The 14,785-nt window shown below is 71.6% G+C and carries 10 protein-coding genes; 4 read left to right on the forward strand and 6 right to left on the reverse strand.

Annotation, left to right across the window (positions count from 1 at the left end):
- Positions 1 to 10 precede the first annotated feature (10 nt).
- A complete protein-coding gene (locus ABZS97_RS31840) occupies positions 11 to 643 on the reverse strand; it encodes a GNAT family protein (RefSeq protein WP_356143298.1) in 633 nt (210 codons plus the stop codon).
- The gene (gene aroA, locus ABZS97_RS31845; RefSeq protein WP_356143300.1) at positions 640 to 1,881 is read right to left on the reverse strand and encodes a 3-phosphoshikimate 1-carboxyvinyltransferase; all 1,242 of its coding nucleotides are present in this window, start codon (positions 1,879 to 1,881) and stop codon (positions 640 to 642) included. The genes ABZS97_RS31840 and aroA overlap by 4 nt, the downstream gene beginning before the upstream one ends.
- Positions 1,882 to 2,339: 458 nt before the next feature.
- Between aroA and ABZS97_RS31850 the strand changes: the two genes are divergently transcribed.
- A complete protein-coding gene (locus ABZS97_RS31850; protein WP_356143302.1) occupies positions 2,340 to 4,187 on the forward strand; it encodes a glycoside hydrolase family 3 protein in 1,848 nt (615 codons plus the stop codon).
- 138 nt (positions 4,188 to 4,325) lie between these two features.
- Positions 4,326 to 4,970 (forward strand): hypothetical protein, encoded by a 645-nt coding sequence (locus ABZS97_RS31855; RefSeq protein ID WP_356143304.1) that lies wholly within the window; start codon positions 4,326 to 4,328, stop codon positions 4,968 to 4,970.
- Between the two features lie 31 nt (positions 4,971 to 5,001).
- Here ABZS97_RS31855 and ABZS97_RS31860 read toward each other — a convergent pair whose 3' ends face one another.
- Together ABZS97_RS31860 and ABZS97_RS31865 are read right to left on the reverse strand one after the other, a co-directional pair.
- A complete protein-coding gene (locus ABZS97_RS31860) occupies positions 5,002 to 6,450 on the reverse strand; it encodes a S28 family serine protease (RefSeq protein WP_356143307.1) in 1,449 nt (482 codons plus the stop codon).
- Between the two features lie 104 nt (positions 6,451 to 6,554).
- On the reverse strand, positions 6,555 to 6,941 hold the full coding sequence (locus ABZS97_RS31865) for a hypothetical protein (protein WP_356143309.1): 387 nt from the start codon (positions 6,939 to 6,941) through the stop codon (positions 6,555 to 6,557).
- A gap of 156 nt (positions 6,942 to 7,097) precedes the next feature.
- Here ABZS97_RS31865 and ABZS97_RS31870 point away from each other — a divergent pair, with 156 nt between their 5' ends.
- The gene (locus tag ABZS97_RS31870; protein WP_356143311.1) at positions 7,098 to 7,589 is read left to right on the forward strand and encodes a hypothetical protein; all 492 of its coding nucleotides are present in this window, start codon (positions 7,098 to 7,100) and stop codon (positions 7,587 to 7,589) included.
- Between the two features lie 434 nt (positions 7,590 to 8,023).
- Here the strand turns inward: ABZS97_RS31870 and ABZS97_RS31875 are convergent, their stop codons facing one another.
- Both ABZS97_RS31875 and ABZS97_RS31880 read right to left on the reverse strand, forming a co-directional pair.
- Positions 8,024 to 11,752, reverse strand: coding sequence for an ABC transporter ATP-binding protein (locus ABZS97_RS31875; protein WP_356143313.1), 3,729 nt, complete (start codon positions 11,750 to 11,752; stop codon positions 8,024 to 8,026).
- 145 nt (positions 11,753 to 11,897) lie between these two features.
- On the reverse strand, positions 11,898 to 12,830 hold the full coding sequence (locus tag ABZS97_RS31880) for a serine hydrolase (protein ID WP_356143315.1): 933 nt from the start codon (positions 12,828 to 12,830) through the stop codon (positions 11,898 to 11,900).
- Between the two features lie 212 nt (positions 12,831 to 13,042).
- On the opposite strand from ABZS97_RS31880, the gene ABZS97_RS31885 reads away from it, so the two are divergent.
- Positions 13,043 to 14,785, forward strand: a 1,743-nt coding sequence (locus ABZS97_RS31885; RefSeq protein ID WP_356143317.1) for a glycosyltransferase family 39 protein, incomplete at its 3' end; no start/stop codon positions are given.

The following is a 14,785-nucleotide window of genomic DNA, read 5'->3' on the forward strand; positions in this document are numbered from 1 at the left end:
GGCCCCGACGTCACACCGCGCGGGCCAGGAAGCCGGCCACCCGCTCCTCCAGGCGCTCCCGGCACTGCGGCCACTCCTCCTGCGTGATCGAGAAGATCGCGGAGTCACGGAGGCGGCCGTCCTCGCCCGGTGCCCAGGAGCGGGACCAGTTCCTCAGTACGCCCTCGAAGCGGGCGCCCGTGCTCTGGATGGCGGCGCGGGAGCGGGCGTTGCGGGCGTCGGTCTTCAGGTCGACCCGCGAGACGTTCCACTCCTCGAAGGCGTGGCGGAAGAGGAGGAGCTTGGCTTCGGCGTTCAGGCCGGTCCCCTGGGCCGACCCGGCGAGCCAGGTGAACCCGACCTCGATGGCGTCGAGTCGGTCGTCCGACAGCCAGGAGCGCGGCTCCCAGAAGGACGTGGCACCGACCGCCCGGCCCGAGGCGAGGGACACCTGCGCGTACGGAGCCAGCTTCCCGGCCGCCGCCCGGGCGAGCTGCGCGTCGATGTAACCGCCGATCTCGTCCACCCTCGGCACCCAGGTGAACGCGTACGTGTCGCGGTCCTCCTCCGCCGCCAGGGCCAGGTCGGCCGCGTGGCGGTGGTCGAGCGGCTCCAGGCGCACGAGCGCGCCCTCCAGAACCGGCCCCTCCAGCTTGAAACTCACTGTCCGATGTCCCTTCGCAGCTCCGCGAACGCCTCGTGGAAACCCGGGAAAGTCTTCCGTACGCAGCCGGGGTCGTCGAACGAAATACCGGGCGTCCGCAGGCCGGTGACCGCGAAGGACATGACGATGCGGTGGTCGCCGTAGGTCTTGATCTCCGCACCCGCCGGGAGGGCGGCGCCCGGGCGGATCTCGATCCAGTCGGGGCCCGTCGCCACCTCGACGCCGAGCCGGCGGAGGTTCTCCGCGCAGGCCTCCAGGCGGTCGCACTCCTTCACGCGTGTGTTGGCGACGTCCTCGATGCGGACCGGGCCGTCGGCGAAGGGGGCGATCGCGGCGAGGGTCGGCATGGTGTCGGAGATGTCCCGCATGTTGACGGTGACGCCGCGCAGCCCGCCCGTTCCTGCCACCGTCGTGCGGTCGGCGCCGATCTCCACCCGCGCGCCCATGCGGCGCAGTACGTCGACGAAGCCCAGGTCGCCCTGGAGAGCGCCGGTGCCGAGGCCCGGGACGGTGACCTCGCCGCCGGTCAGCGCGGCCGCGGCGAAGAAGTAGCTCGCGGTGGAGGCGTCCGGTTCGACCGCGTACGTCGTGGCCGTGTAGCCGCCGGGGGCGACGAGGTAGGTGGCTCCGTCGCGGCGTACATCCGCGCCGAAGGTCCGCATCATCGCGAGGGTGATCTCGACGTACGGCTGCGACACGAGGTCGGTCACCGTGATCCGCAGGCCCTTCCGCGTCAGCGGCCCGAGCAGCAGCAGCGCCGTCAGGTACTGGGAGGACTGGCCCGCGTCCAGGACCACGTCGCCGCCCTCGACGCCGGCCGCCTCGATGCGGAGCGGGTGGTGGCCCTCCGCCTCCTCGTGCCGCAGGTCCACGCCCAGGTCGCGCAGGGCCCGGGTAAGCGGGAGCAGGGGGCGGCGGCGCATCTGGGCGGAGGCGTCGAAGCGGTAGCTGCCGTGGCCCGCTGCGGCGAGGGCCGGCAGGAAGCGGGCGGTGGTGGCGCCGTCACGGCAGTAGACCTCCGCGTCCGTCACGGCGGGGCCCTGCGGTCGGCCGTCGATCTGCCAGGCGTCCGGGGTGCGGCCGACGCGGTAGCCGAGCGTGCGCAGGCCCTCGGCGAAACCCTCCGAGTCGTCGGAGCGCAGGGGACGCGTCAGGGTGGTGACCCCGTCGGCCGCCGCGGCGAGGAAGAGGGCGCGGGCGGTGATGGACTTGGAACCCGGAATGTCGACTACGGCCATGCGGTCATGCTGGCTCGCTGAACTGCTCCTTCGCTGGAGCGTCCGCCCAGTGGACGCGGGCGGACGGAGCCCGGGCGTCCTCAGGTGGGCGCGGCCGAGCGGCCCAGGGGCCCCCTGCGTCGCCCCCGCCCCAACTTCCGGAGTTGCCCCGAATCCGGGAACCCGGACCCGTACCCCTTCGTCCAACCAGCATGCTGTCGGATGAGTCTGCGCAGTGCGGTGTCGGCTTCGCTGCTGGCTGCGATCGCTGACCTACCCTCTCCGCCGCCTGCGGCCGGCAGCACGCCGTCACCGGCGCGCCCCCCTCCAACAGCGCCGGTGACGGCCCCTTCCCACGTTTTCGCGTGTTCCTGTGCACACTCTTGACTGGCAGAAACTTCCCGGATATTCGTGACTCCTCGGAAGTTTCCTTCATAGCCGTTCATCGCCGTTCATGCAGTCCTCCGGAAGGAGCGCACGTGCACGAGAGCAGCACGGGAAGCACCGCAAGTCCCTCCAGACGTACCCTTCTCGCCGCCACCGCGGGGGTCACGGCCGCCCTGGCCGTGAGCACGACCCCGGCGGCCCACGCCGCCGAGCCCCACCCCGCCGACCCCCGCGACGACACTGCCCTGCGCGCCCTCATCTCCCGTATGACCCTGGAAGAGAAGGTCGGCCAGCTCTTCGTGATGCGCGTCTACGGCCACTCGGCCACCGCGCCGGACCAGGCCGACATCGACGCGAACCTCAGCGAGATCGGAGTCAGGACGGCGGCCGAGCTGGTCGCCAAGTACCGCGTCGGCGGGATCATCTACTTCACCTGGGCGCACAACACGCGCACCCCGCACCAGATCGCGGACCTGTCCAACGGCATCCAGAAGGCGTCCCTGGACCTGCCCCGCGGTCTGCCGGTGCTCATCTCCACCGACCAGGAGCACGGGATAGTCGCGCGCGTGGGAAAGCCCGCCACGCTGTTCCCCGGCGCGATGGCCGTCGGCGCGGGCGGCTCCCGCTCCGCCGCCCACGCGCTCGGCCGTATCTCCGGGGTCGAACTGCGCGCGATCGGCATCCGGCAGGACTACTCCCCGGTCGCCGACGTGAACGTCAACCCGGCGAACCCGGTCATCGGCGTCCGCTCGTTCGGCGCCGACCCGGACGCGGTGGCCGGGCTGGTGGCAGCCGAGGTGAAGGGGTATCAGGAGTCCGGGGTGGCGGCCACCGCCAAGCACTTCCCGGGGCACGGGGACACCGCCGTCGACAGCCACTTCGGTTTCCCGGTCATCACGCACAGCCGGGAGGTGTGGCAGGGCCTCGACGCGGTGCCGTTCCGGGCGGCCGTCCGCGCGGGCATCGACTCGATCATGACCGCGCACATCATGGTCCCGGCCCTCGACGACTCCGGCGACCCGGCGACCCTCTCGCACCCGATCCTCACCGGCATCCTGCGCGGCGAACTCGGCTACGACGGGGTCGTGGTGACGGACTCCCTCGGCATGGAGGGCGTCCGCCAGAAGTACGGCGACGACCGCGTGCCCGTCCTCGCGCTGAAGGCCGGCGTCGACCAGCTCCTCAACCCGCCGTCCCTGGACATCGCCTGGAACGCCGTGCTGAACGCGGTCCGCGGCGGTGAGCTGACCGAGGCCCGGCTCGACGAGTCGATCCTGCGTGTCCTGCGGCTGAAGGTGAAGCTGAACCTGCTCGACGACCCGTACGTCACCGCGCGCGGCGTCGACCGCAAGGTGGGAACCGCGGCGCACCGCAAGGCGGCCGACGCGATCGCCGACGGCACCACCACGCTCCTGCTCAACCACGGGCACCTGCTGCCGCTCTCCCGTCGTACGCACAGGAACGTGCTGGTCGTGGGCGCCGATCCGGCCTCCCCCTCCGGCACGGACGGACCGCCGACGACCGTGCTCGCCGCCGCCCTCACCGAGCTGGGCTTCGCGGCGAGTGCCCTGTCCACCGGCACGGCACCCTCGGCGGCGACGATCGCGCGTGCGGTGACGGCGGCGCGGGACGCGGACGCGGTGGTCGTCGCGACGTACAACGTGACGGCGAGCAGTTCCCAGAAGTCCCTGGTCACCCAGCTGGTCGCGACCGGCGTCCCGGTCGTCGCCCTCGCCGTCCGCAACCCGTACGACGTGGCCCAGCTCCAGGACGTGGGAGCCTTCCTGGCGTCCTACTCCTGGACGGACGTCGAACTGCGCGCGGCGGCCCGGGTGATCGCGGGCAGGGTGGCGCCCGGAGGCAGCCTGCCGGTGGCGGTGCAGCGGGCGGACGACCCGGCGCAGGTGCTGTATCCGATCGGGTACGGCCTGTCGTACTAGCGGCGCAGGGGCCGGAGACGTACGAGGGGTACGCCGTGCCCCCCGTACGCCCCACCCAAGAGACGCAAAGCCCCCCGCACGTCTGGCGTGGGCCCGCGGTGGCGGGTCACGCTGGGCGGGGGTACCGGGGGGATGGTCATGTCAGCCACGCGAGTCATGTGCGTCATGCGTGCCGTGCCGGGCACGCTGGTGACGCTCGCGCTGGTCGCGGTGGCCCTCACCGGCTGCCAGAGCGGCTCCGGTTCGGGGGACGGCAGACTCGACGGCAAGGAGTCCACGGCGACGCGTCCGAGCGGCTACGGGACCGTGTTCCTCGACGTCAAGGAGTGCAGCTCCTTCGGGAAGACGAGTTTCACCGAGGTGCCGTGCACCAGCGAGCGCGCGGCTGCCCGGGTCGTCGCCCGCTACGACGGCGAGGTCGCCCAGGGCCCGTCCTGCCCGCCCACCACCGACTTCGTGCTGCACATCAGCGAGACGAGACCGTCGTCCGACGAGGACGGCGACGGCGCGGTCCCGCAGGGCTACGCCTGCATGCGCAACCTCGAACCCCCGCACCCCGGCGACCCGGGCGGCGGCGGAGGCCCCCGGACGATCGTCGGCGACTGCGTCTACGGCGCGGGCCGCGGGCAGGTCCGCGAGACGGCGTGCGACGGCTCGGGCCGCAAGCCGCCCGAGTACAAGGTGACCTCCGCGGTCGCCGCCCGCTCCCGGTGCCCGGCCTCCACCGCGCTCTACGTCCAGCTCGGCGGCACCGAGCCGGTGGGCTGCGCCCGCCCGGTGTAGTCAACGGACGGGCGCAGCAACGCGGTTGGTGCTACGGCCGCAGCGCGGGCTCGCGCTCCACGTCGTGCCGGTCCAGCTTCGCGTCGTACTTCGCCAGCGGCCTGGCCGCCGACGGGTCCGCCTGGACCGTGGCGGAGGCGACGCCCGCCCACTCCAGGATGCGGGCGGTGGCGAGCGCCTTCTCGTCGTCGACGAGTCCGGCGACGCGGGCGCCGTGGTTGGAGCCCGGCGCGGTGAAGACGTACGCGTCGTGCGCGCCCGCCCCGAACCGGAAGCGCTCGGCGCCCCACGGGTCGTTCTGGCCGTACACGTAGAGCATGTGGTCGGCGTGGTGGCGGACCCAGGCGTCGACGTCACGCATCACCCACGGCTGGAACTTCGTCGGGATGGAGCGCGGGACGAAGTTGCGCGGCGGCTGGTAGCCGTAGCGGATGTACTTCTTCTCGATGTGCGGGAAGTGGATCGTGGGCGCTCCGAGCTGTGTGGCCGCCTGGTAGTAGTACGGCGTGTAGTCGGCGAGGCCCTGGTCGGTGTAGGCGGAGAACCCGGAGATCGTGTCGACGGAGTCCCAGATCGCGTCGTCCGTGGCGTGCGCGGCGTCGGCCGGGATCGTGTCGCAGTCGGAGAGCAGGCTGTACTGCCAAAAGCCCCACACGTAGTCGAGGACGACGGCCTCGTACGCCTTGTCGAGGCTGCCGGTCGTGGTGAAGGTGTAGCCGTTGTCGGCGGCGTACGCCGCGTACTTCTTCTCCAGCGGCGCACGTCGCACGAGGGCCTCGCGCTGGACGGCGTTCAGCTTGTCGCGGCACTCCTTGGTGCCCACGTGTCCGAAGAAGCGGTCGTAGGCGGAGTCCTCGTTGTTCACCACGTCGTTGGGGGCGACGTACGCGACGACGCCGTCCATGTCGCGCGGGTGGAAGCGCTCGTAGTAGGTGGCGGTCATGCCGCCCTTCGAGCCGCCGGTGGACAGCCACTTCTGGCCATAGATCGGCTTGAGGGCCTTGAAGATACGGTGCTGGTCGCTCGCCGCCTGCCAGATGTCGAGCTTGGTCCAGTCGGCCGGCTCGGGCCGGGACGGAGTGAAGAAGCGGTACTCCATCGAGATCTGGTTGCCGTCCACGATCTGGGTCGGCTCGCGGCGGCTGGGTGTCGTGGAGACGCTGTAGCCGCCGGTGTAGAAGACCGTCGGGCGGGAGGTGTCCTTGTGCAGCACGGTGATGCGCTGCTGGAACGTACCGGCGGACGGGTGCCGGTGGTCGACCGGCTGGGTGTAGTTGAGGACGAAGAAGCGGTAGCCGGTGTACGGCTTCTCCTCGATCAGGCTCATGCCCGGTATCGCGAGGAGCCGGTCCTTGATGTCGGTGTCGGCCGAGGCCGCGGTACCCGTGGCCTCCGGCTGGGCGGCGGTGGCCGCCCCGGCCGTGCTCAGCGTGCCTATGAGCACCGTGAGCGCGAGCAGCCATCTGAGCGCCTTGCGCATGCACACTCCCCTGGGTTTACGCAGATGTCCGCCGGAACCTAGCGGAGCAACCGGCGTGACACCAGAGGAGTTTGGGCAAACCCTGTGAGAGAGCTGAGCGCCCCCTAGCAGAGAATCCAGCCCGAGCTGACCTTGCTCGACCCGACCGCGCCCTTGATCCACACGCAGCGGTGTCCGGCGTGCACGGTGATCGGGCCGGCGTGATGGAGGAAGCGCCCCGCGTTCACGACCGGGCGGTTGCCGCGGGCCTGCACGCTGACGGACATCCACTTCCGGGCGCCCCCCGACTTGGGGAAGGTCACGGCGCAGACGTATCCGCGGTTCTTGTAGACCTGCACGGAGCCGGAGGCGAAGGCCAGCGTACGGACCTTGTGCCCCGAGCAGTACGAGGCCGCGTGCGCGCTGCCCGGCATCGCGAGCGTGAGCAACCCGGAGGCGGCGAGCACGGCCATGCCGAGCGCCACCCGTCGCCGTATCGCACCACTGTCCACTGTCGTCCCTCCCGCTGCAGTCAGCGTACTGATGTACGGACGCCGGACGTACATCGGATGGTTGCGTCGGGGGGACGCGGAAGTTTTTCCGGATTTGGGGCAACCTTGCCGGTTTACCCGTTGTCCAACGGGTCGGAAACGGAAAGGTGGTAGCCCATGTCCCGCATGGTTCGCTCACGCATGGTTCCCTCACGTACGGCCGGCCGCGTGCTCGTCGCCGCGGCGCTGCTCACCGCGGCCGGGGCCTCGGTGCCCGCCGTCGCCGGCACCGCTTCTCCGCCGCCGGCGCGCAGCGGCAGCAACGGCCCGGCGTACGACCGGGTGGCCAACTTCTACGGCGCCTACATCGACGCGGTGAACGACGAGGGGTCCGGCCGCTTCAGCACCCAGCTGCGCAGCTTCTACCTGACCTCGAACCTGCGCTCGCGCCTCGCCTCCTGGGAGAAGCACGAGCACGCCGACGGCGTCCTGCGCGCCCAGGACGTGCCGCGCGCCTGGAAGGTGACGGCGGGCGACAGCGGCATGGGGCACACCTGGTCGACGGTCCGGCTGACCTGGGGCTCCGCCCAGCACCCGACGTACAGCTATCTGACGGTGCAATCGGATCTCGCGACGCAGAAGATCTCCGACATCAAGCAGAAGAGCTGACGCCGGCCCGCCTCACGCAGCAGCGGCCTCGGCCTCGCCGACAAACGTCCGCCACAACCCCGCGTACAGCCCGCCCAATGCCGGCAACTCCGCATGCGTACCGTCCTCCGCGACCCGCCCGCGGGCAGACCTCTCCCGGTCGCACTCGCACCGCTCGGCCCTGGCGGGCCTCACAGGCTTCGCACGACTGGCCGGACTCCGTCCGGCACCCTGGAGGCCCGCCTCACGCAGCAGCGGCCTCGGCCTCGCCCACGAACGTCCGCCACAACCCCGCGTACAGCCCGCCCAATGCCGGCAACTCCGCATGCGTCCCGTCCTCCGCCACCCGCCCGCGGGCAGACCTCTCCCGGTCGCACTCGCACCGCTCGGCCCCGGCGGGCCTCACAGGCTTCGCACGACTGGCCGGACTCCGTCCGGCACCCTGGAGGCCCGCCTCACGCAGCAGCGGCCTCGGCCTCGCCGACGAACGTCCGCCACAACCCCGCGTACAGCCCGCCCAATGCCAGCAACTCCGCATGCGTACCGTCCTCCGCGACCCGCCCGCGATCCATGACCACGACGCGGTCCGCGCGGGCGGCCGTGGTCAGGCGGTGGGCGACGACCAGGGTGGTGCGGCGGCCGGCGATGCGGTCGGTGGCCTGGTTGACCAGGGCTTCGGTCGCGAGGTCGAGGGCTGCGGTGGCCTCGTCGAGCAGGAGGATGTCCGGGTCGACGAGTTCGGCGCGGGCCAGGGCGATCAACTGGCGTTGTCCGGCGGAGAGGTTGCGGCCGCGCTCGGCGACCTCGTGGAGGTAGCCGCCGTCGAGCGTGGCGATCATGTCGTGCGCTCCGACCGCGCGGGCCGCCGCCTCCACCTCGGCGTCACTCGCGTCGGGGCGGCCGTAGGCGATGGCGTCCCGGACGGTCCCCTGGAAGAGGTACGCCTCCTGGGGGACCACACCGAGCCGGTGACGGTAGGCGGTGAGGTCGAGCGAGCGCAGGTCCGTGCCGTCGACCGTCACCCGGCCGCCCGTCGGGTCGTAGAACCGCGCGACCAGCTTCACCAGCGTCGACTTGCCCGCGCCGGTCTCGCCGACGAAGGCGACGGTCTGCCCGGCCGGGATGGTCAACGCGACCTGGCTCAGGGCCTCTTCGTCACCGGCGTACGCGAAGTCGACGTCCTCGAAGGCGATCTCGCCGCGCAGGGACGGCACTTCAAGAGGCTCGGCGGTGGTCTTCGTCGACGTCGGCTCCTGGAGCAGCTCCTGGATCCGGCCCAGCGAGACGGTCGCCTGCTGGTAGCCGTCGAAGACCTGCGAGAGCTGCTGCACGGGGGCGAAGAACAGGTCGATGTAGAGGAGGTAGGCGACGAGCGCGCCCGTCGTCAGCGTGCCCGCGTCGACGCGGTGGGCGCCGACCATCAGCACGGCGGCCGCGGCCACCGACGACAGCAGCTGCACGAACGGGAAGTACACGGAGATCAGCCACTGCCCGCGGATACGGGCCTCACGGTAGCTCGCGCTGCCGTCCGTGAACCGCTGCCCGCTCGAGCCCTCGCGCCGGAACGCCTGGAGGATGCGCAGCCCGGACACCGACTCCTGGAGCTCGGCGTTGACCACCGACACGCGCTCGCGGGCGAGTTCGTACGCCTTCACGCTCGCCCGACGGAAGAAGAACGTGCCGATGACCAGCGGCGGCAGCGTCGCGAAGACGACCAGCGCCAGTTGCAGGTCGATCACCAGCAGGGCGCCCATGATGCCGAAGAAGGTGACGACGGAGACGAACGCGGTGACGAGACCGGTCTGCAGGAACGTCGACAGCGCGTCCACGTCCGTGGTCATCCGGGTCATGATGCGCCCGGTCAACTCCCGTTCGTAGTAGTCGAGTCCGAGGCGCTGGAGCTGCGCGAAGATCTTCAGGCGGAGTGCGTACAGCACCCGCTCGCCGGTACGGCCGGTCATCCGCGTCTCGCCGATCTGCGCCACCCACTGGACGAGCACCGCGACCAGACCGAGCGCGGCCGCGGCCCACACGGCGCCGAGCGCGAGCTGCGAGACACCCTTGTCGATGCCGTGCCGGATCAGGACGGGCAGCAGCAGACCCATGCCCGCGTCGACGGCGACGAGCCCGAGGCTCACCAGGAGCGGCAGCCCGAAGCCGCGCAGCAGACGCCTGAGGCCGTACGACTCCTCGGCCGTGACCGCACGTGCCTCGTCGATGCCGGGGACGTCGGTCGCCGGGGGCAACGCCTCGACCTGGGCGAGGAGTTCGGGTGTGGCGGGCATCCCGGCGAGCGCGATGTCCTTCGGCTCGCGGTCGCCGGTCCACAGCCGGGGAGTGACGCCCCGCTCGGCGTCGAACTCGGCGTCCAGCTCGTCCCGTACGGAGGTGTCCTCCGGCGGGCAGGCGGGCTGTTCGTGGCCCGGCGAGACGCCGCCCAGCTCATCGGGGTCGGTCAGCAGCCGGCGGTAGAGCGGGGAGCGCGCCTGGAGTTCGTCGTGCGTGCCGATGTCGGCGAGGCGACCGGCGTCGAGGACGGCGATGCGGTCGGCGAGGTTGAGGGTGGAGCGGCGGTGGGCGATGAGGAGGGTCGTGCGGCCCTCCATGACGTGCGTGAGCGCCTCGTGGATCTCGTGCTCGACACGGGCGTCGACGGCGGAGGTGGCGTCGTCGAGGACGAGCAGGCGCGGGTCGGTGAGGATGGCGCGGGCGAGCGCGACGCGCTGGCGCTGGCCACCGGAGAGAGTGAGGCCGTGCTCGCCGACCTTGGTGTCGTAGCCCTCGGGCAGCTCGGCGATGAAACGGTCCGCCTGGGCGGCGCGGGCGGCGGTCTCGATCTCCTCCTGGGTGGCGTCCGGGCGGCCGTAGGCGATGTTGCTGCGCACGGTGTCCGAGAAGAGGAACGAGTCCTCGGGCACCAGCCCGATCGCGGCGCGCAGCGACTCCTGCGTCAGCTCGCGCACATCGTGGCCGCCGATGAGGACGGCGCCGTGCGTCACGTCGTAGAAGCGCGGCAGCAGGAGGGAGACCGTCGACTTGCCGGAGCCGGAGGAGCCGACGACGGCGAGGGTCTCGCCGGGGCGGATCTCGAAGGAGAGCCCGTCCAGGACCGGGCTGAGCTTCCCGGAGGCGTCCTCGTAGCCGAAGGACACGTCGTCGAACTCTACGGTCGCGGGAGCGTCGGCGGGCAGGGCCTTCGTGCCGTCCTTGATCGACGGCTCGGTGTCGATCAGTTCGAGGACCCGCTCGGCGCCGGCCCGGGCCTGCTGGCCGACGGTCAGCACCACGGCGAGCATCCGGACGGGTCCGACGAGCTGCGCGAGATACGAGGAGAACGCGACGAACGTACCGAGTGTGATCTGGCCCTTCACCGCGAGCCAGCCGCCGAGCGCGAGCATCGCGACCTGGCCGAGCGCGGGGACGGCCTGGAGGGCCGGGGTGTACTTGGAGTTCAGCCGGATCGTGCGCAGCCGCCCCGCGAAGAGCCGGCGCCCCACCTCCCGCAGCTTCCCGGTCTCCTGGTCCTCCTGCCCGAAGCCCTTCACCACGCGTACGCCGCTGACGGCGCCGTCGACCACACCGGCGACGGCGGCGGCCTGCGCCTGCGCGTACCAGGTGGCGGGGTGCAGCTTGGAGCGGCTGCGCTTGGCGACGAACCAGATGGCCGGGGCGACGGCGAGCGCGACGAGGGTGAGCGGGAGGGACAGCGCGGCCATGATGCCGAGCGAGATCAGGAACAGCAGCAGGTTGCCGATGGTCATCGGCAGCATGAAGAGCAGGCCCTGGATCAGCTGGAGGTCGCTGGTGGCGCGGCCGACGACCTGCCCGGTGGACAGCTCGTCCTGCCGCTGCCCGTCGAGCCGCGTGATCGTCCGGTACATCTCCGTGCGCAGGTCGTGCTGGACGTCGAGGGCGAGGCGGCCGCCGTAGTAGCGGCGGATGTAGGTGAGGACGTAGACGATGACGGCGGCGCCTATCAGGGCGCCCGCCCAGGGGGCCATGCCGCGGGTGTGGTCGCCGACGACATCGTCGATGATCACCTTGGTGATCAGCGGGACCAGCGCCATGACGGCCATGCCGGCCAGCGACGAGCCGAGGGCCAGGACGACGTCCTTCGGATACCGCCACGCGTACCCGGCGAGCCGACGCGCCCAGCCCTGCCGCTCCCCCTGCTGCGCTGCCACGCCGGTACCTTCCGTAGATCCTTGTCCGCCGGAAGGCATCAACGCTCGCAGCAGCGGATTTCATCCCCCCGCAACAAAAGGCGCAAGAGAGGGGCCCCTGTGCGAGGCCCCTCAGTGAAGCGCCGGGGAAGCCCGGTGTGCGGCGTCAGCCGGCCGCGGGCACCGCCGGCATCGACTCCTTGGGCGTGTCCGTCGGCACGTACCGCTGGATGGTCGCGCTGTTCGTGGCCGTCGTCGGCACCAGGTCCTTGTGGATGGCCTTGGCCACGTTCTGGATGGTGGTGACGCCGTAGCTCATGGTGCTGTTGCCGTGGGTGAGCACGCTGATCATGTAGTCGTGGCCGCCGCCGTTGAAGGTGCCGAGGCTGTGCACCCGCCAGCCGTGCGTGGAGCGCTGCAGCCAGCCGTTCTTGACGTGCACGGTCACGGACGAGGGCGCCCCGGCCGGCGTGCCCCAGCGCTGCGAGGAGGTGACCTGGTTCATCAGCTTGAGGATGTACGCGCGGGAGTTGTCGCTCAGCACCGTGTTGTGGGCGGTGATCAGCTTGAGCAGCTTCTGCTCGTCGGTGACGTTGATCTGGGTCAGGCCCCAGTAGCCGCCCGTGCCCGGCACGGTCCGGGTCATGGCCGCCGCGGTGAGGAAGCCCTTGATCTTCGTCATGCCGAGCTGGTTCCACAGGCTTGTGGTCGCGTTGTTGTCCGACTGCGTGATCATGGCCTTGGCGAGCGTGGTCTCGCGGTCGGTCAGGTAGCGGTTGTGCTTCTTGGCGTCCCACAGCAGCGTGGCGAGGACGGTGACCTTGACGGTGCTCGCGGAGTCGAAGGACGAGCTCGCGCGCAGGGTGCACGTGGTCTTGGTGGTGCGGTCGTAGAGGCCGACGGCGACGGTGCCCGTACGGTTCGCCAGCGCCGCGGTGATGTCCCGCTGCAGCTTGGTGGCCAGGCCCGCCTGGGCGGAGGTGCAGCTGACCGTCGTCGCGGCGGAGGCCGGTGCGGCGGCCAGCGCGAGCGGCGCGATCACGCCGGCCCCGAGGCTCGCTGCGAGCACACGGGTGCCCCGGGATATCCGGTGAGTCATGAAGGCTTCCCATCCCCTTGAAGCGATACGAACGCGCCCCCGGCACGTTCGTCTCTTTCGACTCGCAAGGATGACCGAAAGTTGTACGGCGGTTCCCATCGGGTGCCGCCGGGCGCCGCCGGGTGCGGTCTCTTACCCGGTTCTCACCCACCCACAGCCCGTTCCCAGGCAGGGCACAGCACGCGCCCATCGCCCGCGGGCACGGTGCACTGGTGACATCTGCCACCGACCCACACCCCCAGGCCTCCGTGACCCCCGACCTCCCGCCGCCGGCGGTGACCGAGGCGCCACCGGACAAGGCCCCCCGCTGGTCGCTGCCCGCCCTGATCGCGATCCTGGCGCTCGCGGCGGCGCTGTACTCCTGGAACCTGTCGGGCTCCGGCCTGAACACCTTCTACAGCTCCGCGGTGTTCAGCAGCACGCAGAGCTGGAAGGCCTGGTTCTTCGGCTCGATCGACGCGGGCAACTTCCTCACCGTCGACAAGCCGCCGCTCGCTCTCATGGTCATGGGCCTGTCGTGCCGGATCCTCGGCTTCGGCACCTGGCAGATGATGGCGCCCATGGTCGTCGCCGCGCTCGGCACGATCTGGATCCTGCACTCCTCGGTGAAGCGGGTCTTCGGGCACGCGGCGGCCACCCTGGCCGCGCTGGTCCTCGCACTGACCCCGATCACGGTCGCCATCAACCGCGACAACAACCCCGACACCCTGCTCCTGCTGCTGATGGTGGGCGGTGCGGCCCTCGGGCTGCGCGCCACGCGTGACGGCAGGCTGCTGCCGCTGCTCGGCTCGGCGGTCTGCTTCGGGCTCGCGTTCAACACGAAGATGCTCCAGGGCTACATCGCGCTGCCCGCCGTCTTCGCGGTCTACCTGTACGCCTCCCGCCTCCCCCTGGTGAAGCGGATCGTGAACCTGCTGCTCGCGGGCGTCGCGCTGGCCGTCTCCAGCTTCTGGTGGGCGACGGCCGTGTCGCTGGTGCCCGCCGACGACCGGCCCTACATCGGCGGCTCGGAGGACGGCAGCGCCTGGAACCTGATCATGGGCTACAACGGCCTCGGCCGGGTCCTGGGCGGTGAGGGCAACGGCGGGGGCGGCGGCGGAGGCGGCTTCTCCGGGACCGCCGGCCTTGGCCGGATGTTCAACGACATCCTCGGCGGCCAGATCTCCTGGCTGATCCCCTTCGCGGGCATCGCGCTCGTCGGCGGCCTGGTGCTGGCCGGCCGCGCCCCGCGCACCGACCTCACCCGCGCCGCACTCGTCCTGTGGGGCGGCTGGACACTGCTGCACTACCTGACCTTCGCGATGGCCGAAGGCACGATGCACCCCTACTACACGACCGCGCTCGCCCCCGGCATCGCGGCGCTGTGCGGAGCCGGCGGTGTCATGCTGCTGCGCGCCTTCCGCGCCGACAAGCGGTGGGCGTGGGTGCTCCCCCTCGCCCTGGCGGTCACCGGCATCTGGTCCGTGGTCCTGCTGCGCCGGTCCTCCGACTGGAACAGCTGGCTGTGGCCGACGATCGCGGTGGTCATGGCGTCGGCGATCGCGGGCCTGCTCGTCTTCCGCTCCGCGGGCTCCGGCAACCGGGCGCGGCTGCTCGCGGCCTCCGTGGCCGCCGCGGTCCTCGCGTCGGTCGCCGGTCCGGCCGCGTACGCGGCGTCTTCGGTCTCCGGGTCGGGCGGCGGCATGGGCGGTTCGAACCCGACCGCCGGGCCCACCACCGGCGGCGGCATGGGCGGTCCCGGCGGGGGCGGCGGCCGGGGCGGCTTCGGCGGCGGGAACGCCGGCGGACCCGGAAACGGCGAGGCGCCCGGCGGCAACCAGCAGGCCGGCCAGACGGGTTCGGCTGCCGGCGGCGGTGCGCCCTCCGGCGCACCGGGTGGCGGGAACGGTTCGTTCCCCGGTGGCGGTCAGCAGGGCGGCGGCGAGACCGGTACGCCCCCGACCGGGACCGGCGGC

Origin of the sequence: Streptomyces sp. NPDC005485, assembly GCF_040606085.1 — a bacterium.
Taxonomy (GTDB): domain Bacteria; phylum Actinomycetota; class Actinomycetes; order Streptomycetales; family Streptomycetaceae; genus Streptomyces.